The organism is Flavobacterium sp. HJSW_4 (genome assembly GCF_042436695.1).
Classification (GTDB): Bacteria; Bacteroidota; Bacteroidia; order Flavobacteriales; family Flavobacteriaceae; genus Flavobacterium.
Map to the genome: position 1 here is coordinate 27,669 of NZ_JBHNPP010000003.1, position 21,971 is coordinate 49,639.

A 21,971-nucleotide genomic window follows, 5' to 3' on the forward strand; every position below is an offset into this window, starting at 1 on the left:
ATAATAATTCACACAAGTAGAACTTTAAAAAATAAACAATATGTCTGTTTCCGATTTATTTAAACCGCTTACCTTACTTCATGGTCCAGCAATGAGAAACCGTTTTATGTTGGCACCTTTAACCAGTCAGCAAAGTGAATTTGATGGTACTGCATCTGAATATGATCAATATTGGATGGAGCAACTTGCGCAAGGCGGTTACGGTTTAATTCAAACGAGTGCTTCTACTGTAGAGGCTGGAGGAATTGCCTTTGAACGCCAATTAGGAATTCATAGCGACGATCATTTACTCGGATTAACCAAAATGGCATCGGCTATTCGTGATGGCGGGGCTTTATCTGCGGTGCAATTGCATCATGGGGGACATCGTGCTAAACCTTCAATTGGAGGAATTCCAGCTCCAGCGTCAAGCAAAACTTTAGAAGGAATTAAAGCCATTACGACTGAAGAAGTAGAACGAATTCGAGACAGTTTTATCGCTGCTGCGAAAAGAGCTCAAATGGCAGGTTTTGACGGAATCTCAGTTCATGGCGCTTTCGGTTGGATTCTTTCTGAATTTATGTCGCCAAATTTGAACGATCGTACCGATAAATATGGAGGAAGTTTAGAAAACCGCGCTCGTTTTACAATAGAAGTTATTGAAGGAATTCGTAAAGCTTGCGGTCCAAATTTTCAGATTGGCTGGCGATTATCTATTGAACGTTATGGACTGCTTTTAGAAGAATTGAGAGAAGTTACTGCTGATATTTTTGATCGTGAATTAATCGATTATTTGGATTTAGCGCTTTGGGATTCAGCCCAAATAGTTCGTGACGGAACTTTTAAAGGAAAAACAATGTTGAGTGTTTTTACTGAAATTCCCCGTAAGGGAGTTCGTTTGGGTGCAGCAGGAAAAATTATGAGCGCACAGCGTGCAGGAGAACTTCTAGATGAAGGTTGTGATTTTGTACTTATTGCTCGTGCAGCGATTCTTCAGAGAGATTTTCCGCTTCAGGTAAAAGCAAATCCAATGTACGATAGTCCGCAATTGCCTGTAATGGCAGATTATTTAAGACAAGGTGGTTTGAGCGAGCGTTTTATTGAAACCATGCGCGGTTGGCAGACTTTTGTAAAAGCAGGATCTTTATAAGCTAAAAGACTTTATTCAAAAAATAATTAGACTTTTCACAATTTAAAAATTAAAATTAGTTGTACCTTTTATATCGTTTTTAAACAGATACAATAAAAAATAATATTATGATAAAGTCTATAAATCCTTATAATCAGGAGATTGTATATGAAGTTGCTGAATTTGATAGGAAAGAGGTAGAAAATGCAATTGATAAAGCAGATGCTCAATATAAGATTTGGAAAGAAATTCCCTTTTCTGAACGTTCCGTTTTAATGAAAGCTGTTGGTCAAGAACTGCGAAAAAATTCACGCGAATACGCTGAAGTTATTACCCAAGAAATGGGAAAGCCAATCACTCAGTCATTAGCTGAAGTAGAAAAATGTGCAGCATTATGTGATTATTATGCTGAGAATGCTCCAAAGATGCTTGCTGATAAAATAATAGAAACAGAAGCGCATAAAAGTTACGTAAGCTACGAACCAATAGGAATTGTCTTGGCGATTATGCCTTGGAATTATCCTTTTTGGCAAGTGATGCGTTTTGCTGTTCCGGCGTTAATGGCAGGAAATGTTGCGGTTTTAAAACATGCTAGTAATGTGATGAAAAGCGCCATGAGTATTGAAAAAATATTCGAAAGAGCAGGATTTCCAGCAGGATGTTTTACGAATCTGCCTATTGGAAGTAAAATGGTAGAAGAAATCATTAGAAATCCAAAAGTCAAGGCTGTTACATTGACAGGAAGTGAGGCCGCAGGAAGAGCTGTCGCAGGTGTTGCAGGAAATGAAATTAAAAAAACAGTTTTAGAGTTAGGAGGAAGCAATGCTTTGGTAGTTTTTGCAGATTGTAATTTACAGAAAACGGTTAAAACTTGTGTGCAAGCGCGTTTTCAGAATGCGGGACAAAGCTGTATTGCTGGAAAACGTTTGTTGGTAGAATCGTCTATTGCAACAGAATTTACAAAAGCTTTTGTAGAAGAAGTTAGCAAACTTCGTTCGGGCGATCCTTTGAATGAGGAAACAACAATAGGAACAATGGCGAGAGTTGACCTTGCTGAAGAACTGGAAAAACAGCTTCAAGATGCATTAGATAAAGGAGGAAAAGTTTTATTAGGCGGAAAAAGAAATAAAGCCTATTTCGAACCTACTGTTATTGGAAATGTGACAACAGATATGTCAATTTTTAAAGAAGAAATCTTTGGACCGTTAATTGGAATTACCACTTTTAAGGATGAAAAAGAAGCTGTTGCACTTTCTAACAGCAGTCCATTTGGATTAGGAGTTACCATTTTTACAGAAGACTTCGAAAAAGCATTCCGATTAGTGCCAAAATTTGATGAAGGTGCCGTATTTGTAAATGAACTGGTAAAGAGTGATCAGAGATTGCCTTTTGGAGGAACTAAAAATTCAGGATATGGACGCGAACTTTCGCAAGATGGTATTCAGGAATTTGTAAACAAAAAAACGGTTTACATTAATAAGTATTAGGCCTCAGTAGCATAAATTAAGAGAAAAGGTGTTTGAGAGTTTCAAACACCTTTTCTTTTTGAGGATCTTATGATGGATTAACTAAATCGGAATCAGGAAGATTAAAAGATCCTTCAGTTACTTCTACAACTTCTCCTGAACTATTTCTAACTTTTCCAGAAAATGTACCTTTAATACCTTTTTCGCTAATAGATTCAATTTTTACTGTAAAAACGTCATCAGCAGTTTGAGTGCTATAAACAGTAGTTCCTTCTTTTTTTTGAACCGCATATCGAGCCACCATTTCTGGTTCTGTAGGAGTAGAATACGTGCCCGAAGGAATATTTCCTCCTGTTCTCCATATTTCAAAATCTAACGAGTTGGGTGCAAGCTGACCAGGAGTTTTAGGATAAGGTGTTTCAAATCCTTTAATTATAATGTGCTCAAAACGACCATTGTTGCCACTAAATTGAAAATTGGCATCATAATAAGTTATTTTACGGCCATCCAAAGTGGCTTTAAAGTAATATTCAGATTGATTGTTGTCTGATTCGCTGTCATTGCTTGAACAAGCTGAGAAAAACACTGCTAAAACAGAAATATAAAAAAGTTGTTTTACAAAACGTGCTGTTTTATTCTTAAAAGAAAATGATTTCATTACTTTAAAATCCTTGATATTACTATCTTTCATCATATATTTATTTTAGTTGATAACAAATTTACCAACGTCTAAAAGAGAAAACAATACCTGATTTCATGGTTATTTACTATTGAAAAGTTGTAACAGCCGAATAGATGAAATTAGCATTATAAAGATTTTGGAAGTAACTACTATTGCATATTTTTGTATTCTATCTTAATTTCCAAACTATGAATAATATATTTTCTTCCAACATTCAAATAGGTGTAGTTTCTACTTTTTCTGAGCTCATGAATACCGACTTCAAGGGAGAAATGAATGCGTTATGCTGGTTCAGAAATTTGGATGGCGATTTTAGTGAAATTGTAAATCAATTAAGTTTAAAAGAAAATATCACGGAAGTTTGCGCTGAAGATCTAATCGCACTCCAACTATCAGAAAAGGGAAACATAGCGAGAGAAACCATCTTAAATGATTTGCAATTATTAACCGATTTTGGAGCTTCGCCTTCTCTTAATTTACTAAAGTGTTACGAACGAGATGACGAATTTGATTTCATATCTACTGATGTATATTCGTTTCACGTAGATCGCTCACCCATTGCGACAGATACTTTTTTGTGCACCTATCATGGAGCGGCAAGCGATATTGTTTCTAATTCGCAGGCAGAACAAAAAATTTTAATTCCAGAAATCAGAGCAAAGCTAAGAGAACTGCATGATGGAACAGAAGAAGAATTCGAAGACTTTTTGAAAGAGAATTACTTTGATTTGCATTATCAGTTAAATGAGAATGCTCAACCTATTAATTTAGGGCAAATGCATATTTGGCGTTTGGCTGTAGATCATCCAAAACAAAAAGTATTGCCTTGCATTCACAGAGCACCAAAAGAAAATGATGGCGAATATCGGTTATTGCTAATTTGCTAAACTATTGGATACAGTAACAGAAGAATTTACATTTAATTATCCAGCTCTGTTTTAGATGCGATAAGACGAAAGAGCGGTTCATACTTTTTTATCTCAAATCCTAAATCCTCATTTTTGTCTGCAGGCCCGATGCTGCCTTGTAAACAATACAATTTGTTTTTATCTACAATCATAAATTGGATCATTCTTATTTTCATGTTGTTTTCATTCTCTATAGATTCTTCAACTTCAATCATAAAGGCGGGAATGTTATCAATAGTTAAAGTCTCTGAACGAATTATTTTAGTTGTCGGAGGCAGTAAAGATGAAACGGATTTATCATTCAGTTTAAAACCATGCAATTCTTTAGGTAAATCATAAACTACAATCAATATTTTTTCCGTTCCATTTCCATCGCAACTTGTAAACTGCTGAATTGTTTCAGGCATATGTGCTTCTTGCGCCAGCCAACTTTTCGGTACGGGAACTTTTATGGAAGTATTTTCTGCTTTTGGATGATTTTCACTATTAAAAAAATTGACATGACCATCTGTAATTTCTTGGTGAGGTGCGTCGTAATATCTAAAAGATAAAATTCCCTTCGGAAGCTGTTCTTGGTTATAATTTGATCTGTCTTTTAGTTTTAAAAGAAAATCATGAGCATGTTGTTCTTTTTCAATAGGATTTGATAGTTGCCGATTGAGAAGCGAATCCATTAATATATGAAGCGAATCCATTTGAGAAATCTCAAGTTCTTCTTTTAGAAATTGTTTAAGATTTTTTTCAGTCCGTCCAAACACCGTTTTTAAGTTTTTCTCTGCTTCATATACTTTAGGTGTGAGGTGCGGAAACTGTTGTGCTACTTTTTGTAACGCAGCATTCTGCCCTTTAAGAAAGGCATAAGTTTCAATAGCGAATGCAACTTTCGCGTTATATTTTTCGCTCTGCGAAAAACAGAAGCATGGAAAAATTAGAATCAGTATATATATAATTTTTGCCATCAGATTTGAGAAATCAGCTTAAGTCGTTCAATCTTCAAATGTCTTAAACCTCACCACAAAACCTTTACATGATTTAAATAAAGCATTATACGATTTCCACTTTGTAAATGGTTTTGTTGTTGATTTTCAGCTGGTTTTATCTAAAATATAGTCTTATTGTTATGTTTTTGAGTCTTAGTTTTCAGTATAAATAATGAGAGTACCCTCAACTTTGCAGTGTTAAAATTAGAAACTTTAAAACTGATAAAATGTTTAGAATTGTACTAATGCTGACTTTCAAGTCAATATTTGTTTTTCCGGTAAAACATATAAATAAAAAAGAGAGAGATTTTGATAGTGATGCTGAAAGATTTGAAGCAGAAGTTCAAGATGTAAAACAATTTATTACTACACATCCGAAGTATAATAAAAAGACGGCTTTTTTAATTGACATGAGAGTTAACTCTGGGAAAAAACGATTTTTTGTCTACGATCTTGAAAATGGAAAAGTTACAGACAGCGGACTTGTAGCTCATGGATCTGGATCAGAAACAGGCATCATTGGAAATTTAAGATTTGGCAATGAACCAAATTCAAAAATGACTTCTCTAGGAAGATGTGCAATTGGCAATAAATATAAAGGGAGTTTTGGAGAGTCATACAAACTATATGGTTTGGATTCTTTAAATAGTAATGCCTATATGCGACATGTAGTACTTCATTATTATTCTGCGGTGCCTCTTGAAGAACAGAATTATCCAATTTCGGATAGTCACGGATGTCCTATGGTTAATGAAATTTTCTTCCACAGAATTGAAAAGATAATTGATGGCTCAAAATCAAATATTCTTTTAAAAATATACTATTAGAAATCTATCAATTAACAACTTAAGAGATGAATAAATTTATTTGGAGAATAGTTCTCATAGTATTGGCTTGTACAGTTATGAATTGTTCAGCTGAAGCGCAAGGGATAGAAGAAAAAGATAACGATAATGAGCAAATAATTTTAGAAAATTACGATTACTCTACTATGGAGGTCGAAACACTTCTATTAATAAACAAATACAGAGCATCAAATGGTTTGGATTCTTTAGAAATATTAAATCATCTTTCAATTAAATCGGAGGAACACAATATATACATGATAGAAAAAGGTATTCCTAGTCATGATGATTTTACAAACAGATCGGAGGAAATTATAAAAACTTTGGGTGCAAAAAAAGTTTCAGAAAATGTTGGTTACAATTACCGTTCGGCCGAAGGTGTTTTAAACGGATGGGCAAAAAGTCCAGAGCATAAGGAAGTTATGTTGGGAGATTTCAATTATTTCGGAATTTCCATTAGGGAGAATCAAGATACTGGTAAGAAGTATTTTACGAACATTTTTATTAAGATCTAATTAGATTTTCGTCACTCTCAATTTTACTTCGAAAGGACATATTTAAATTCAATAGTTTGTGAAATATTGAAAGTATAAAAAATGAAAAATCAATTAATAGTAAAGACAAAAAAAGGCAGGATCAAGAAGGAGTTCCATATCCTCATTTTATTGATGGTTCTATATTTTCTGCCAATGAAGTTTTATGCTCAAACTAAAATAGGAGGAGTGCCTGGTCCTGTTGATTCTAATGCTTATTTACAATTAGGAGAAAAAGACGGAAATAAAGGATTTTTGATGCCAAGAGTGTCTTTGATTTCTACAAAAGAGTCAACGCCTCTTAAAACTCATGTTGAGGGAATGCAGGTTTACAATTATGCTCATGTTAATGATGTCGCTCTAGGTGTTTATTACAATGACGGAAATCAATGGATTAAGATAGCTGGTGATAATACAGAATCGATAAGCAATAAAGTAATCAAACAAAAAACGATAGCCGTAAACGGACAAAAAAAATTCAGCACACCAATTCCTATTAATTCTCCTGATAAAATTCAAGTTTTTAGAAATGGGGAAGAAATCGAATTTACATCTGTTATAGGCGAATCAGCAATAATACTTCAATTGTATTCAGACACTAACGAAGGATGCTTTGAAGGAGATGAGATTAAAATTTATCAATGGAATTAATAAATATATAATAGTAATTTAAAAAGAAGAAAATGAAAAAGGAAATGAGTATGAAAACAAAAAAAACAGTAAAAAAACTTGGCAAAATAGTTTTAGTTCTTGCTTTATTTTTAAGTGGATATTATGCACAAGCACAGGAAAAAGCGGCTGCAATAACAAAACAGGCACCTACAACTTTAGGACAAATAGGAGATGGTACGGCCGCAACTCAAGGAGCAGTAAGAGTTGTTGATAATAAAGGAACTATAAAATATTTGCAAGTAAAAAATGGTATTACTCAAATCACAAATACAACTCCAGATAAAGGCATTGTTACGACATGGCAATTGGGAGGAACATTGACAGATGATACTTTTATTGATGCAACGGGTAAAGTTTTTGCTTTAGACGGTATTAAATTGATTAATCCTGCAACAGACGCAGCTTCTACTGATGCAGTAGATGGATCGAAACATGGTACGGGAACTGGTTTCACAATGTTAGTGCGTGATGAAGCTACTGGTGAGACAAAAAAAATGCTAATGTCTAGTTTGGTAAACGGTGGTGAAACACAATTGAGTGCGGTAGCAGCTACAGATGCAACATTTACAGATACTACTTTGCCTTCAACAGTTCAAAAAATATGGGTGTATCGTAACGGAGCAAAATTATTGGCAGATACAGATTATACCCTTGCAGGTACAACAGTAACTATAAAAAATGCAAATGGTACTGATCCTGATGATTATGCTTTCATTACAGGAGATAAAATTGAAATTCACTGGATAAAATAATCGTTGTATAGGCTTTTGGCTAATTCTAAAATAAAAATGAAAAACGTTATTACCATATTACTTTTAACAATGTTTTCTTCTCCGCTTTTAGCTCAGAAAGAGATAAGAGTGGTTGATAATAAGGGAACTATACAATATGTTGATTCTAGTAAATGGTATCGTATAGGAAATAATTTATTTAATAAGGATTATGACGGTAATGTTTCAATTGGAATAGATACTACCTCAATTGTGGGTGCAAAACTGGTTGTAAATGGAGATGGAAAATTGCCTCCAATAATTTTACAGAATCTCTTAGAAGGTACTAATGCCAATAGTTTATTGACTTGGAACAGTACAACTGGTGCAGTAGAAAAAGTTCCTGCGGGAGCTTTTTCTTGGCTCACAACTGGAAATTCAGGAACAGTGCCACAAACCAATTTTTTAGGAACCACCGATTTAAATGATTTGGTAATTAAAACCAATAATACCGAAAGGTTAAGGATAATGTCAAACGGCAATGCAGGTATTGGAACCAGCAATCCTAATGAAAAACTGGATGTCAATGGTACAATAAATGCAAACAATTACACGACTCCAATACAAGTACTGACAGGGGGTGGATGGGATATAAATAAAGGAGCAAGCGCTCAATGGTCTTTAGGGAGCGGTGTAAACACTTTAACAATTTCTAATGCTAAAAAAGGCATGTATGGAACTATAATAGTTACAAATTCTGGAAATAGTACCATAACATTTGCTGGTTTAGCTGCAGGGAAAAATAGTAAGGTAATGTCTGGGGGAAATGGTGTGGTAACTTTAACAACTGTTGCGGGGGCTGTTGATATTTTAGCCTTTTTGTATGATGGAACAACTTTTTGGTGGACAGTAGCTAATAATTACAATTAATTTTTAGTAAATGGTTATGTAATTAATGACTTAAATATGGGAAATATTGTTGTAGCAAATACAAAGACTTTTTTTATTACGTTGTTTTTTAATTTATTGTTTTTTAATGGATTTGGACAGTCTCCAGTTGCTCAATTTTGGTCAGCAAATCAAACTCGATGGGGACAAAAAGTAAACGTCAATAATGCCTTTGCTGATATTTATTGGTCGGCAATATCCAATATAAATTACACTTATCGTAGCCCGTTAAAGAATATAATATCATTTGCCATCGTGAAAGGAAATTTGCCAGAAGGCCTTTCCATGGATTCAAATGGCGTAATAATGGGTAACGCACCAAATAGAGAAGGATTGGGAGATATTGTTTACAATTTCACAATTGAACTTACTGCAAATGATGGTACAAAATACACACACGATTATACTTGGAAGGTAAAAGAGCCCGTATTTCAAATTTTCACTAAGAATACAGCTTTTAAATACCCTGATGGTTTCACGGCCAGTGGTTTACCTAGCATTCTGTGTGTAGGTGGCGGCGGTGGCGGTAAAACTGGAAATTATGGAGATGGTGGTGGTGGTGGCGCAGTAATAAGTGCAAATATAGATTTGACACCCCTTGCATCTGTTTCGGTAATAATTGGAAATGGCGGTATTGCTGGGCAAAATGGTAGTGAAACTAGTTTTGGAGAGTATTTAACAGCACAAGGAGGTTGTGCTGGACAAAGTAATGGAGGCGCTTACGGTAATAATAATGGGGGAAAAAATAATGGACAATGTGGTCGCGCTGGGTCAAATATTGGTCAGAATGGTGTTGAGGCACCTATTTTTTCAGCAGTAATTGCTGGTATGTTTGATATATCGCCTACTGAGGCATTGCTTGGCGCTGGCGGCGGAGGCGGAAGCTGGTATAGTCCAGGAGCAGGAGGCAAATTTGGAGGAAGTACGTCCAAAGGAGGTGGTGCGAATGCTGGCGCAATTGACGGTACTGCAAATACTGGCGGTGGCGGAAGTGGCGGCGGTGGCTATGGCGGTGCTAGAGGAGGCGGAAGCGGTATTAGCATAATAAAATATTAATGCTTTTCAAAGTAGTTCCAGAAGTAAATGAATCTTGATAACAGTATTTAAGTTTGTGAATCAATCAGTTTTTATATCATATATTTTCAGGTTTTTTACACTCCTGTCGTCGATTTATGGAATGGCTCAATCTGAGTCAGTTTATATTGATGGCCCATATTATGTTTATAAAGGACAAGAAGAGCAATGGTATGGAGATGTCGTCTTGGGGCCAAAAGCTGAGCTATATATTGAAGATGGTGCAAAGATTTTATTCTATGGTGTATCTTTCAAAATGGAACTTGGCGCGAAGATATACGGAGCAGATAAAAGTTGGACTCATTTTACGCAAGGATCCGGTACTGGAAGTATTGTTTTTCAGCAGCCAAACCCGATAAATGGATATATAGGTCAGCAAATTTTAGATGGAGGAAGCAAGGAATCGACTGTAGATTCTAATGTTTTTTCTAATATTGAAATCAACAATCCAAAAGGAGTTATACTTAAAAATACCAACACAGTTGTTGGAAATAGCATACTTTTTATTTCGGGCAATTTGTTCTTGGATACGAATGATTTAATAGTGAATCAGACTGCTGTGTTGAAGGATTATGATGCATCAAAATTCGTGGTCACAAACGACAGCGGACATTTGGTGAAAGAGAATTATAAAGGAACATTTGAATTCCCCGTCGGTATTGCAGCTAATAATTATACTCCGGCTTCAATTAAATTAAAAACGAATAATACTATACATGTAAATGTTGCTAATTATGCCCTTTCAGCATCAATTGAAGAAAAAGCAAATGGTATAGATAGAACATGGAATATATATGCAAGCACTGTAGTTGAGGCAGAAATTACCTTGCAACACAATAGTTCAACCAATGGATCTGATTTTGATTCTAAAGCAAATTGCGTTTCACAGTACGGAGCTTCTGATTTGGCAGGAAAAATGGGCTGGCAGATTAATAACGCAGCACCAAGCAAAATCAATGGCATTACAGAAATTAATATTGGAATTTTTTCATCCTTATCGATTAATCCAATAAATGAGAAAGCGTATTTTACCAAATTAAGTAATAAAACAGAGTCACAGGTCAATCCACTAGTACTATCAATTTCTAAAACAGATGTATTATGCAATGAAAAAGGATCTGCAACAGCAAATGTATCAGGAGGAAAAGAACCTTATTTATACAACTGGAATAACGGTGCAAAAACACAGACAATTGATAATTTAGGAAAAGGAACTTATGATGTAATCGTGTCAGATATTGACGGAAATGTGATTACCGCAAATATTGTTATTGATGAAACAGAAGCTCCAAATCCAGGTATTATTTCAGGCGATGAAAATATTTGTTTCAACGATACAACACAGTTGACAACTGATGGAGTTCAAGACGGAATATGGACATCATCTGATATTCGCATTGCTGAGGTAAACCCTTCAACGGGTGAGGTAAGTGGTAAATCTCAAGGATTAGTAACTATAACTTACACTGTTTCAAACGATCAAGGCTGTACAAGTAAAGTTAGTTATCAGGTGATTGTTGAAGATTGCAAGCCAGTAGTCAAAGATGATATTGAGGTATTTAATGCCATTACGCCAAATGAAGACGGAGTTAATGATCAATTGATTATAAAAGGATTAGAAAATTATGCAACTAATAAATTGGAAATCTTCGACCGATGGGGCGTTAAGGTGTTTTCAACTGAAAATTATGGTAAAAACGACAATTTCTTTAAAGGAATTTCAAATGGAAAGGCTGTAATAGATCAGAATTCAGGATTGTCAAAAGGAACTTATTTTTATGTTCTTATTTATAAAGATTTTGAAGGAGTAGAAAAAGAAAAGGTTGGCTATCTGTATCTTTCACGATAAAAAAAATGATGTTTTTGTAGAATTTAATCTACTAAAAATGAGGGTGTAAAACTACATTCTATTTTAATGTCTATGTGCTATTTTGCAAAATAAAGCAGTCTGACAGGTCTAACATTGAGAATTACATTATTCTTCAGTTGTTACTAAACATTGGCTGTATCAGAATTTTAAAGACATTAAACCTTATGGATAAAATAGAACTGAAAAAAAATGCTCAAGCCTATTATTCAACTTTAGATCAAGTCTATTGCATTTCACAGGGATATGAAACGAAGTCCAAAAATACCTTATCAGAGGTTTTCAAAATCAATAACAACTCATACAGTTACTTTCAGGAGGTAGTAAAAAATGAAATATTTTTGTTTTACATGGATGAATCCTGTACAAACACTTTGCAGTTAGCAAAAAGGAGTTTAAAAGATGACTTTGTTGGACTTTATTACAATTTGTCAGATGAGAATTCGAAAATGACTTTTAAGATTGGTCCAGAAATTATAAATGGAAAAGATTCTAATTGTTTAATAATTAATAAATTCCTAGAAGTTGAATTAGGAACAGACGGAAGCGAGATTGCCGTTTTTTCTATTTTTATAAAAAAAGAATTTGTTAAAAGACATTTTGAAAAGAATAAAAACTTTCCAGAAACAGAAGCTTTCTTTTCATGTTTCAGCGAAGACAACATTATGAAACATGAAATAATGAGCATAGAAAGTTTTCAGCTTCTTAAGGATTTGCAGAAACCTTATCAGCCTAGAATTTTATTTGATCTTAGCGCAAAAGCTACTGTGCATTTATTGATTTCTGAGTACTTAGAAAAAATAGCTAACGAATCTATTGGTCGTCCTGTAGTTAGAAAAAAAAGTATTGCAGGTATAATGCTGGCGCAACGGCATATAATTAAGAATATAGATAAACAATTTCCTGGAATTGATGCCCTTTCAGATATTTGCGATATGTCTGCTACAGATTTCAAAAAATCATTTAAAAAAATTAGCGGAGATACTGCACATTCATTTTTTATGGATAATAAACTATTCAAAGCAAAGGAATTTCTAGAAGAAAGCGACTTGACAATAGCTGAAATTTCCAATACATTAAACTTTAGTAATCCTTCTTATTTTAGCGTCATATTTAAAAAAAAGTTTGGAATATCTCCGAAGTTTTATAGAAAGTAATTTGCATTTTTTAAGATTTTTTGACTTGATACTAAATTTAAAAAGGAGTAAGACTTATGTCGCTACTCCTTTGCTCCAAATTATAATAAAAAAGGCTAAAAATTCTTTTAACAATTAAGATTTAACTCGCTCTCCCAATAAAATCGTCGATAGGCAATTTGTTAAATTGTTTAAAGTATTTTAAACTTAAAGTTTTAGAATGACTGTAATTAAGATTGTCTTTAACAGAATTTACGTTATCGAAATTTCCACTGGTAAGAAGTTCTCTAGCAAGTTTCATTTTCTCGACTATATAAAACTTTTTGGGTGTAGTAAGCATGAGTTTGCTAAAAGTTGTTTTGTATTTCGATTTTGACATTCTCGCCATGTTAGACAAAAATTCAATTGTTGGAAATGGATTGTGCAGGTTGGATAATAAAAATAATTTTGTTCGATCTATTGCCTCTTTATCCAAGACTCTGATTTTATCTTGTTCTGTAGCTGAAGTATTATTGCTTAATAAATTAGCAACTAATTTTAAGGTAATACCAGTTATAAAAGAATGGAAAGAAACATCATAAATATTTTTGTTTTTTAGCGAATGCAATAAAATTGCACTTTTGCTATCTGCTTGGCCATAAAAGAATTCTTCCTTCTTTAATTTTTCAGCATAATTGGGTGATGCATAAGGATAATTTGATTCAAAATCTGGGAATAGTTTTTTATCAACTAATATTTGTAAGGCAAACGATTCTTTGTTTATTTGTGTTTCATAATATGCTGAATTTTTATTGTCAGTTATAATAAGGTTTGGTTTTTCATAAGTGCCAATTTTTAATTCTTTATTTTTAATTTTAAGAAGATTTGAATGATTGCTCATGTCATAAAAAATGATAAAAGAATCATCAGAAGATTCTTCTCTATTAATTGAAATTTTACTTTTAAGAGATAAATTAGTCAAGGAAACAGAAATTCCAGGAATTATTCCAGTAAAGTACATATATCCTTTTCCTATTTCTTTTGGAAATTCAATTATTTTATCATCTATCACCTTTGAGCCAATTTGTTCAGCTAACTGATCTTGCCATCCAGATGTTAAAGTAAAGTAGTGCGAAATTTTTTTCATAAATAATACTTGATTATATTAGAGTCAAATTAGTTGTCATTCTTTGGATTAACTATATAAAAAGATGTAAATTCTTTTGAAATATTACATGGTTTATAAGTAAGCAAAAGACTAAATCAAGAATTTACCCTGATTATTTTTTATGTTTTGGTTTATTGTAATTCAATTGATTTGGTAAAAGTAAAATGCAATGACAGGAGTTTTTGTAGTATGACTTGTTTAACATTTGAAGTTCTAGTTCTACAATTTTTTAAGCGAACATAAAGAGTTACTCTTTAATCGAGCAAATGAAGCACAATTGATTAAAGTTTTATTTTCATCCTAAAATTGAATATATGATCACAATTGAACATTCTTTTGGAGCTGATCTGAATTGGATAGCATCTTATGCCGAGCAATTAGAAGGAAAAATAGAGGGAAACTCTATTCTTATTCCTGAAAAAATAGGCAGTGGCGTTAGGTATTTCCTAGATTGCGGGCATGACATTGTACTTTTATATATAGATGCAGTATATAATACAGACATAAAATTTATACAAAAAAATACCACAACAGATTTTATTGGTTTTTACTATGATCTAACCGATGGCGAAGCTCAAAAAAGGAGCAGTAATTTCTTCTATAATGTTGGCCGTTTTGGTTATAATTTGTCTATCATCGACAGTATTTTGGATACTAGTTATGAAGTCAAAGCAGGAAGTAAAACAATGGCACTTTGTATATTTATAAAAAAAATAAAAATAAAATCCTTTGCTGAAAACAATCCTGTTTTTTTAGAAAACATGGATAAAATAATGGATTCCTCAAAAAATACATTCATTAAATTCGATCGAATTTCTGTTAATAGCAGTATAATTTTAAAGGATCTGCAAAAAATGGAAGTGTCTGGAAGCGTGTTTAATCTATCACTAATTTCTGCAGCTCATATGTTGGTTTCTGACTATTTAATTCAAATGGTAAATAATAATATTGTTATTGAGAAAGTTGACCAAAAAGATTTTTTAAGCATCATTGACATTCAACATTATTTGATGGATAATATTAGTGGCGTTTTTCCATCGATCAAACATATTGCAGAAAAAAGTAATATGTCAGAATCAAAATTTAAAAAATTATTTAGCAAAATGACGGGAACTCCAGCCAATAGTTTTTTTATGAACTATAAACTCCTAAAAGCGAAAGAACTTCTCGAACAAAAAATGAGCATTTCAGAAGTTACAGACGAACTGAATTTTACCGATTATGCCTACTTTATTTTTAGGTTTAAAAAACATTTCGGAGTTTCACCATTGACATTTGTAAAAGGGCTGTAAGGTATTTTCAGCTTTAAATTTAGAACTAATTTTATTCTGAATTATGCGTTGTCAGAAGCGTCTTTTTTGACAAAATCGTCTATTGGTTTTCGATTAAAAATGGAAAAATATTTAATAGAAAATTGCTTTGTGTTGTAATAATTCAAATCTTTTATTATTTCTGATAGGCTTACATAGTCGCCGCTTTGCAAGAGTTTATTTGCCTGTATCATTTTTTCTTTTATAAATAATTCTTTTGGCGTATTGCGAAAATATTTTTTAAACAAAAGTTTGAATTTTGTGGTAGACATTCCTGCTATTTTTGAAAGAGTTTCAATTGACGGAAAAGCCCCAACGATATCTTTAAACATAAAATCTTTTGATTTATGCAATCCTTGAATATCAATTTTTGATATTTTTTTTTCATCTAAATTATTTTCTGCCAATTTAAGAAAAGTATTAGCCAACAGTTTTAATGAAACGCCTCTAAGATTAGTCTCATAGGATGTTGTAGTAATAGGCATATTTTTTAGAGAGGTCAGCAACAGAAGACTTTCACTATCAATATCTGTATTGTAAAATAAATTCTTTTTTGTAAAATCAATATTTTGATTAATCAAATCCTGTTCCGGATTATTTTCAATCAATTGCATCAGTAATCTTTTGTCGATAGACAGGCTTATAGCGAAAGTTCGAGATTCAAGAGATGGTTTAAAAACGGCAGTATTAATTCTATCAAAAATGGATAAACCTGATTTTGAAACATTCCCAATTTTTTGAGGGATATTTTTAATAACTAAATGATTTTCAGTATCGCTGATGTCGTAATGAAATGAAATTCTATCAATATTGTCATTTGTTTTTTTTATAAGAAAGGGTTTAGCCAATAGAAAATCAAATAGCATTACAGAAATTCCGGGGATTACCTGTATAAAAAAGATATTCCCTTTCCCTAATTTTTCTGGAAGAGTTAATGTATTGTTGTTTACTAAATTGGTCTGCAGCTCCTCAGCCATATCTTTTAGCCAGTCTGGAGAGACACAATAAAAATCACCTCTTTTGTACATTCCGAGTCGCTATTAGAAAATGAAGTTTTTTTAAGGTTTTATTTTAAAATAAAATGCTATATAAATTTATGCTATTTTTTTAAAAATTATCATAACTCGTTTTGTTTTTATTTTATAATTTGTTAATTAATAGCTTATTATAATGTTTTAAAGTCTTACTTGTATCTTTTCTGTAGAGTTGCGATCATACATTTGCTTTTATATAATTTTTTAGATGGAGACAAATAAAACATTTGTGGTCGCAGACGACCATGCTATGATAAGACAAGGAATTTCATTTTTACTGAAAGATATTTTTCCGTCTGCCAATATCTTGCAGACAGGAAATTTTCTAGAAATCTTAAAACTCGTAAAACAGCAAAAAATAGATTTACTCTTATTAGATATTAATTTTCCCGACGGAATAAGCCTAAATATAATTCCAACCATAAAAGAATTGCAGCCAAACATCAAAATTCTAATTTTTTCTGCTTGTGATGAAGAAGTATATGCTATTCGTTATTTAAATGCCGGAGCAAATGGTTTTATGAGTAAATTAAGTGAAGAAACGGAGATTTCTTATGGAATAAACTCAGTTCTTTCATATGGAAAATTTGTAAGTCCAAATATTCAAAACAAAATTATGGACTCTTATATTTTAAAAAAGCCTATAAATCCATTAGAACAATTGTCAAACAGAGAAATCGAAATTGCGAGATTAATGGCAGAAGGCTATGGAAATTCTGCTATTGCAGAAACATTAAATATACAAAGAACCACCGTAAGCACTTATAAAAATAGACTTTTTGAAAAACTAGATATTAATAATCTCTCTTCATTAATAAGTATTTTTAATTTGTATTATTTGAAAGAATGCGAAGTTTAAATGATTGAAAAAAGGTGATGTTTTAAATTTAAAAGAAAGGTTTCAGTTTTATGAAGCCTTTTGTTTTGTTTGCTAATATTGTTTAAAGCTTTTTAAATTCGATTAAATGTGATTAAAATCAACATCTTTTAATGTGTTTTTTACTACTTCTTACTGTGAAAATATTTCAATAAAACGGCATACATTATTAAAGGGAATCTACCATTTCTTTTTTGAAGTTGATACAATATTCAAGAGTTTTTCTGTCTTTATATTTTTTCAGTTAGCATACAAACATGGGATTGTTTGTTTATTGCCGATGCTAATTTGTAACTGTAAATGAAATGTTTCTGATAATATTTTATTCTAAAGCGTCGTATTAAATCTACATTTAAAGAGTAAAATGTTCTATAAGGTTAAAAGAGCAAGACAGCTATTTTTGTTTCGATTTTTATATGAATAAATACAAATGTAAAACATGAATTGATTAGTGTTTGTAAAAAGATTATGTCCAGTTTTTAAAAGAAATTTTGCAAATCGAAATAATTTATTATAAGCCTTTTTTTAAGTAATCTTTTAATTTAATGATAGCCAATAACACGTTTCTAGTTGCAGATGACCATAGTGTAATAAGACAAGGAATTGTTTTTTTACTAAAAGATAAATACCCTTCTTCTACGGTTTTGCAAGCCGCAACCTTTAAAGAAGTTTTAAAATTAGTTAAAGGAAATAAGATAAATCTATTGTTTTTAGATATCAATTTTCCTGACGGAGTTAGTCTAACCGTAATTCCTACTATAAGGAAGTTTCAGCCCAATATTAAGATTTTAATGTTTTCTGCTTATGATGAAGATATCTATGCCATAAGATATTTAAATGCTGGCGCAAATGGGTATTTAAACAAGTTAAGTACAGAGGAAGAGTTTACAAATGCTGTTAATTCAGTTTTGGTTCATGGAAAATACATGAGTGAGAATATTCAAAACAAAATAACAGATGCTTACATTTTTAAAAAACCAACGAATCCGCTTGAGCAATTATCAAACAGAGAAATTGAAATCGCCAAACTTTTGATAGATGGCGTTGCTAATAATAGTATTGCAGAATTATTAAATCTAAAAAAAACAACAGTAAGCACTTATAAAAATAGAGTTTTTGAAAAATTAGGAATCGATAATGTTCCAGCTCTAATAAATCTTTTTAGCCTCTATTATTTTAAAGATGTATAAGATAATAGTCGTATTTAATTTTACAAAAGGTTTATTATGAATTCATTACTAGTTAGTAAGATGTTTAGTTTTTTTAAATTAAAATTGAGTTACAGGAAAATTATACATTATGTTTTACTTGCAACTGTAATTTTATTGCAGATAATTGTGATCGGAATTTGGTATAATGAAAAATTAGGCCAGTCTGAAACGGTTAAAGATCTGGACTCCATTAATTCATTAAATAAACTTTCCCAGATTAACAATCAAATAAATTATTCTTTTATAAACTCTCAGAAGAGTTTCAATAATTACAAATTAAATAAAAATAAGGAATCTTTAAAAAGATATATAAATTCTTTGAAAGGAGTAAACACTTTGATTGATAGTCTTAATCTATTGACTGGTAAGGATAAGCAGTTTGCTCGTGTTTTAATTCAGAAAAAAAACGCTGAAAGAATCATTCAAAACTTACAAGCAAATATTGATTCGATTATAAATGTGCAGGTTGATCCAAAAAGAAACAATATTTCAAAATTGTTTCTGCTAAATGAATTCGAATACAAGAAAATTTTAGATAGCATAAAAACAGAATCCTACGTTAAAACCGATAGTGTTTCTAAGAAAAAGCTATTCAATAGATTAGGAGATGCGCTTAAAGGAAAAAGAGAGGTTCAAAAAGAACAGGTAAATACTATTATCACCATGAAATTCAACAATAAAGTGGTAACCGGTAGTGTTGAAGAGCAAATGGCTAATATATTTAATACCACTTTTAATTATTATGATTATCAATTTAAAAGCCTAAAAAAGAATTTTATAAGTTTAAGAGAACAGGATGAAAAATTGACAGAACTCAACAATAGACTTCTTATTCTTCAAGACGCATTGATGCCTGTATTTAGTAAAGCTATAAATTCCCTCGAAAACGATGCCCAAAAACGCCTAAGAAATCGCTCTGATTCTAATGTTATTGTAAAGAATTATACCATTGTTATTTTAGTAATGATAATGCTAATCATTTCACTTATAATTTTAAGTTTTACTAGATTTTCGTTCTATTATGAAAAGAAACTTACTTCGGCACAAATAAAAATAATGAAGAACTTAAGTTTTAAAAATAGAATAATGGGAATGATTAGTCATGAAATACGATCTCCATTGAGTGTAATTTCTATTTATGTAAAAATTTTAAGTCGATCAGCCATGGATCCTGAAATGAAGGAATCTTTTAAAGTTATTGATTTTACAACAAGTTCCTTAATGCTTTTAACGAATCAAATATTAGAGTATTCCAAAAATGAAGGGCAGGATTTGAAATTAAACAATAGAAAATTCCATTTGGCAGAAGAAATTAATCAAATTGTGGGTTCGATGTTTTCTTTAGTAGAAAGCAAGGGAAATAGAATTGAAATTAATTCTAGATTGGATACAAGTTACAATGTTAATGCTGATGTTGTAAAAATCCATCAGCTGTTTTATAACTTAATCGGAAATGCTAATAAATTTACTACCGAAGGACTAATTTCTGTTTTTGTTGATTATGAAGTTATTGAAGATAAAAAACTCAATTTGAAAGTTGAAATTATCGATAGTGGTGCAGGAATTTCTGAAGATGATTTGAAAAATGTATTCGATAAATTTTATCAAGGTGCATTTTTAAACAGAACAAATGATTTAGGAGTAGGATTGGGATTAAACCTTTGCAAAGAAATTGTTGAATTGTTTGATGGAAAAATCAGTGTGGAGAGCAAACAAAATCAAGGAACAAAAGTTTCTTTCAATCTGATATTAAGTTTGTTGTATTAAATAATTTGAAAAATAGCTCTATTTAAATCATTCCATAAATTGACAGATTGATTTTTTAAAAACTTAAATGTTTATATTTGACTCTGACAGATGCGACAGAACGAGGCTTTGTGCGATTCTTTTTTTGACTTATCTTCGCTGTTTATACATCTGTGAGTACATTTAACTCATTTAAAAATCTAATTTGTGAAAAAAAATCATGATGCTGCAGAAGAGAATCAGCTTAAACGTGGACTAACTAATCGACACATTCAGTTAATTGCCTTAGGCGGATCTATTGGTACAGGTCTTTTCCTTGGTATTGGTCCAGCAGCCGTATTAGCAGGGCCGTCTGTTATTTTAGGATACGCCATTGCCGGAATTATCGCTTTTTTTATAATGAGACAACTTGGCGAAATGGTTGTTGAAGAGCCTGTTTCAGGAAGCTTTAGCTATTTTGCCTATAAGTATTGCGGTTCTTTTGCGGGTTTTGCATCAGGTTGGAACTATTGGATTTTGTATATTCTGGTAAGTATGGCCGAACTTACAGCCATTGGCGTTTACGTACAGTTTTGGTGGCCAGAAATTCCGCTTTGGGCATCCAGTTTATTTTTCTTCTTGGTTATCAATGCTTTGAATTTTGCCTCTGTAAAAGTGTACGGAGAAACTGAATTTTGGTTCTCCATTATAAAAGTCGTTGCAATTATTGCCATGATTCTTTTTGGAACTTATTTGCTAGTAAGTGGAACAGGAGGAGAGCACGCTACAATTCATAATTTATATAATGATGGGGGTTTCTTTCCAAAAGGTTTCTTTGAAAAAACGGCAAATGGAAGTTTTCAAGGTTTATTGTCTGCAATGGCTTTGATTATGTTCTCTTTTGGAGGTTTAGAACTAATTGGAATTACCGCTGCTGAAGCCGAAAATCCAGAAAAAAACATTCCGAAAGCAACCAATCAGGTTATTTATAGAATTCTGATATTTTATGTGGGTGCATTGGTTATTTTATTTGCGTTGTCGCCTTGGCAGCAAATTACAACAGACAGCAGTCCGTTTGTGATGGTTTTTCAAAACTTAAACGGAATGGAATTTGAATTATTTGGCAAGAAAATATTCTTTACAAGCCTTATCGCTAATGTGCTTAATTTAATTGTTTTAACTGCCGCTTTGTCTGTGTATAATAGTAGTGTTTACAGTAATTCAAGAATGTTATTTGGTTTAGCAGATCAAGGGAGTGCGCCTAGTTTTTTAAAGAAACTAAACAAACACTCCGTGCCAATTAATGCCATTTTAGTTTCGTCATGCTTTGCTGCAATCTGTATTTTAATAAACAAAATAATGCCAGAAGAAGCGTTTAGTATTTTAATGTCTTTAGTAGTTTCTTGCTTGGTTATTAACTGGGTTATGATTTCGTATACGCATTTAAAATTTAGACAAGCGAAAGACGAAGAAAACACAAAAACGAAATTTGCTTCTATATTTTATCCCGTAAGCAATTACATCTGTTTCGCCTTTTTATTAGGGATTTTAGCCATTATGTGGATGACGAATATGGAGTTATCTGTAGAATTGATTCCTGTTTGGTTGGGGATTCTTTTTGTGTTTTATAAGGTTTTTAAAGTGAAGGGATAATAAGCTAAAAAAAATCCCATTTCGTAAGAAATGGGATTTTTATTTTTGTGATCCCAATTTACTTGGTACTATAGCTTCGGAATTT

20 protein-coding genes are annotated in these 21,971 nt (G+C 32.1%); 16 read left to right on the plus strand and 4 right to left on the minus strand.

Going from position 1 to position 21,971, the window contains the following annotated elements; translation table 11 throughout:
- Nucleotides 1-40 precede the first annotated feature (40 nt).
- Both ACE01P_RS03425 and ACE01P_RS03430 read left to right on the plus strand, forming a co-directional pair.
- On the plus strand, nt 41-1,129 hold the full coding sequence (locus ACE01P_RS03425) for an NADH:flavin oxidoreductase (RefSeq protein ID WP_379694194.1): 1,089 nt from the start codon (nt 41-43) through the stop codon (nt 1,127-1,129).
- 107 nt (nt 1,130-1,236) lie between these two features.
- The gene (locus ACE01P_RS03430) at nt 1,237-2,595 is read left to right on the plus strand and encodes an NAD-dependent succinate-semialdehyde dehydrogenase (RefSeq protein ID WP_379694196.1); all 1,359 of its coding nucleotides are present in this window, start codon (nt 1,237-1,239) and stop codon (nt 2,593-2,595) included.
- Nucleotides 2,596-2,662: 67 nt separating this feature from the next.
- On the opposite strand, the gene ACE01P_RS03435 is transcribed toward ACE01P_RS03430, so the two are convergent.
- The gene (locus ACE01P_RS03435) at nt 2,663-3,268 is read right to left on the minus strand and encodes a hypothetical protein (RefSeq protein WP_379694199.1); all 606 of its coding nucleotides are present in this window, start codon (nt 3,266-3,268) and stop codon (nt 2,663-2,665) included.
- A 176-nt stretch (nt 3,269-3,444) separates the two neighbouring features.
- Between ACE01P_RS03435 and ACE01P_RS03440 the strand changes: the two genes are divergently transcribed.
- Entirely contained in the window at nt 3,445-4,143 is a 699-nt protein-coding gene (locus tag ACE01P_RS03440; protein ID WP_379694202.1) for a DUF1826 domain-containing protein, read from the plus strand.
- Between the two features lie 32 nt (nt 4,144-4,175).
- On the opposite strand, the gene ACE01P_RS03445 is transcribed toward ACE01P_RS03440, so the two are convergent.
- Nucleotides 4,176-5,123, minus strand: a complete 948-nt coding sequence (locus tag ACE01P_RS03445) for a hypothetical protein (RefSeq protein ID WP_379694204.1) — start codon at nt 5,121-5,123, stop codon at nt 4,176-4,178.
- Between the two features lie 248 nt (nt 5,124-5,371).
- On the opposite strand from ACE01P_RS03445, the gene ACE01P_RS03450 reads away from it, so the two are divergent.
- The 8 genes from ACE01P_RS03450 to ACE01P_RS03485 all read left to right on the plus strand — a co-directional run bounded on the left by ACE01P_RS03450 (nt 5,372) and on the right by ACE01P_RS03485 (nt 12,950).
- The gene (locus ACE01P_RS03450; RefSeq protein WP_379694206.1) at nt 5,372-5,971 is read left to right on the plus strand and encodes a murein L,D-transpeptidase catalytic domain-containing protein; all 600 of its coding nucleotides are present in this window, start codon (nt 5,372-5,374) and stop codon (nt 5,969-5,971) included.
- Between the two features lie 77 nt (nt 5,972-6,048).
- Nucleotides 6,049-6,504: a CAP domain-containing protein gene (locus ACE01P_RS03455; RefSeq protein WP_379694208.1), complete on the plus strand. Its 456-nt coding sequence runs from the start codon at nt 6,049-6,051 to the stop codon at nt 6,502-6,504.
- An 81-nt stretch (nt 6,505-6,585) separates the two neighbouring features.
- The gene (locus ACE01P_RS03460; RefSeq protein ID WP_379694211.1) at nt 6,586-7,173 is read left to right on the plus strand and encodes a hypothetical protein; all 588 of its coding nucleotides are present in this window, start codon (nt 6,586-6,588) and stop codon (nt 7,171-7,173) included.
- A gap of 50 nt (nt 7,174-7,223) precedes the next feature.
- On the plus strand, nt 7,224-7,946 hold the full coding sequence (locus tag ACE01P_RS03465; RefSeq protein WP_379694213.1) for a hypothetical protein: 723 nt from the start codon (nt 7,224-7,226) through the stop codon (nt 7,944-7,946).
- A 36-nt stretch (nt 7,947-7,982) separates the two neighbouring features.
- A complete protein-coding gene (locus ACE01P_RS03470; RefSeq protein ID WP_379694215.1) occupies nt 7,983-8,834 on the plus strand; it encodes a hypothetical protein in 852 nt (283 codons plus the stop codon).
- Between the two features lie 36 nt (nt 8,835-8,870).
- Nucleotides 8,871-9,908 (plus strand): glycine-rich domain-containing protein, encoded by a 1,038-nt coding sequence (locus ACE01P_RS03475; RefSeq protein WP_379694217.1) that lies wholly within the window; start codon nt 8,871-8,873, stop codon nt 9,906-9,908.
- A gap of 34 nt (nt 9,909-9,942) precedes the next feature.
- A complete protein-coding gene (locus ACE01P_RS03480; RefSeq protein WP_379694220.1) occupies nt 9,943-11,775 on the plus strand; it encodes a gliding motility-associated C-terminal domain-containing protein in 1,833 nt (610 codons plus the stop codon).
- Nucleotides 11,776-11,960: 185 nt separating this feature from the next.
- A complete protein-coding gene (locus ACE01P_RS03485; protein WP_379694222.1) occupies nt 11,961-12,950 on the plus strand; it encodes a helix-turn-helix domain-containing protein in 990 nt (329 codons plus the stop codon).
- Nucleotides 12,951-13,071: 121 nt separating this feature from the next.
- Here ACE01P_RS03485 and ACE01P_RS03490 read toward each other — a convergent pair whose 3' ends face one another.
- Nucleotides 13,072-14,055, minus strand: coding sequence for a hypothetical protein (locus ACE01P_RS03490; RefSeq protein WP_379694224.1), 984 nt, complete (start codon nt 14,053-14,055; stop codon nt 13,072-13,074).
- A 335-nt stretch (nt 14,056-14,390) separates the two neighbouring features.
- On the opposite strand from ACE01P_RS03490, the gene ACE01P_RS03495 reads away from it, so the two are divergent.
- Nucleotides 14,391-15,368, plus strand: coding sequence for a helix-turn-helix domain-containing protein (locus ACE01P_RS03495; RefSeq protein ID WP_379694226.1), 978 nt, complete (start codon nt 14,391-14,393; stop codon nt 15,366-15,368).
- Between the two features lie 41 nt (nt 15,369-15,409).
- Here ACE01P_RS03495 and ACE01P_RS03500 read toward each other — a convergent pair whose 3' ends face one another.
- On the minus strand, nt 15,410-16,414 hold the full coding sequence (locus ACE01P_RS03500; RefSeq protein WP_379694229.1) for a helix-turn-helix domain-containing protein: 1,005 nt from the start codon (nt 16,412-16,414) through the stop codon (nt 15,410-15,412).
- Between the two features lie 214 nt (nt 16,415-16,628).
- Between ACE01P_RS03500 and ACE01P_RS03505 the strand changes: the two genes are divergently transcribed.
- From ACE01P_RS03505 to ACE01P_RS03520, 4 genes are all read left to right on the plus strand, one after another.
- Nucleotides 16,629-17,279, plus strand: coding sequence for a response regulator (locus ACE01P_RS03505; protein WP_379694231.1), 651 nt, complete (start codon nt 16,629-16,631; stop codon nt 17,277-17,279).
- 563 nt (nt 17,280-17,842) lie between these two features.
- A complete protein-coding gene (locus ACE01P_RS03510; RefSeq protein ID WP_379694233.1) occupies nt 17,843-18,487 on the plus strand; it encodes a response regulator in 645 nt (214 codons plus the stop codon).
- 36 nt (nt 18,488-18,523) lie between these two features.
- On the plus strand, nt 18,524-20,275 hold the full coding sequence (locus ACE01P_RS03515; protein ID WP_379694235.1) for a sensor histidine kinase: 1,752 nt from the start codon (nt 18,524-18,526) through the stop codon (nt 20,273-20,275).
- Nucleotides 20,276-20,461: 186 nt separating this feature from the next.
- Nucleotides 20,462-21,886: an amino acid permease gene (locus tag ACE01P_RS03520; protein ID WP_379694237.1), complete on the plus strand. Its 1,425-nt coding sequence runs from the start codon at nt 20,462-20,464 to the stop codon at nt 21,884-21,886.
- The last annotated feature ends 85 nt before the right edge of the window (nt 21,887-21,971 follow it).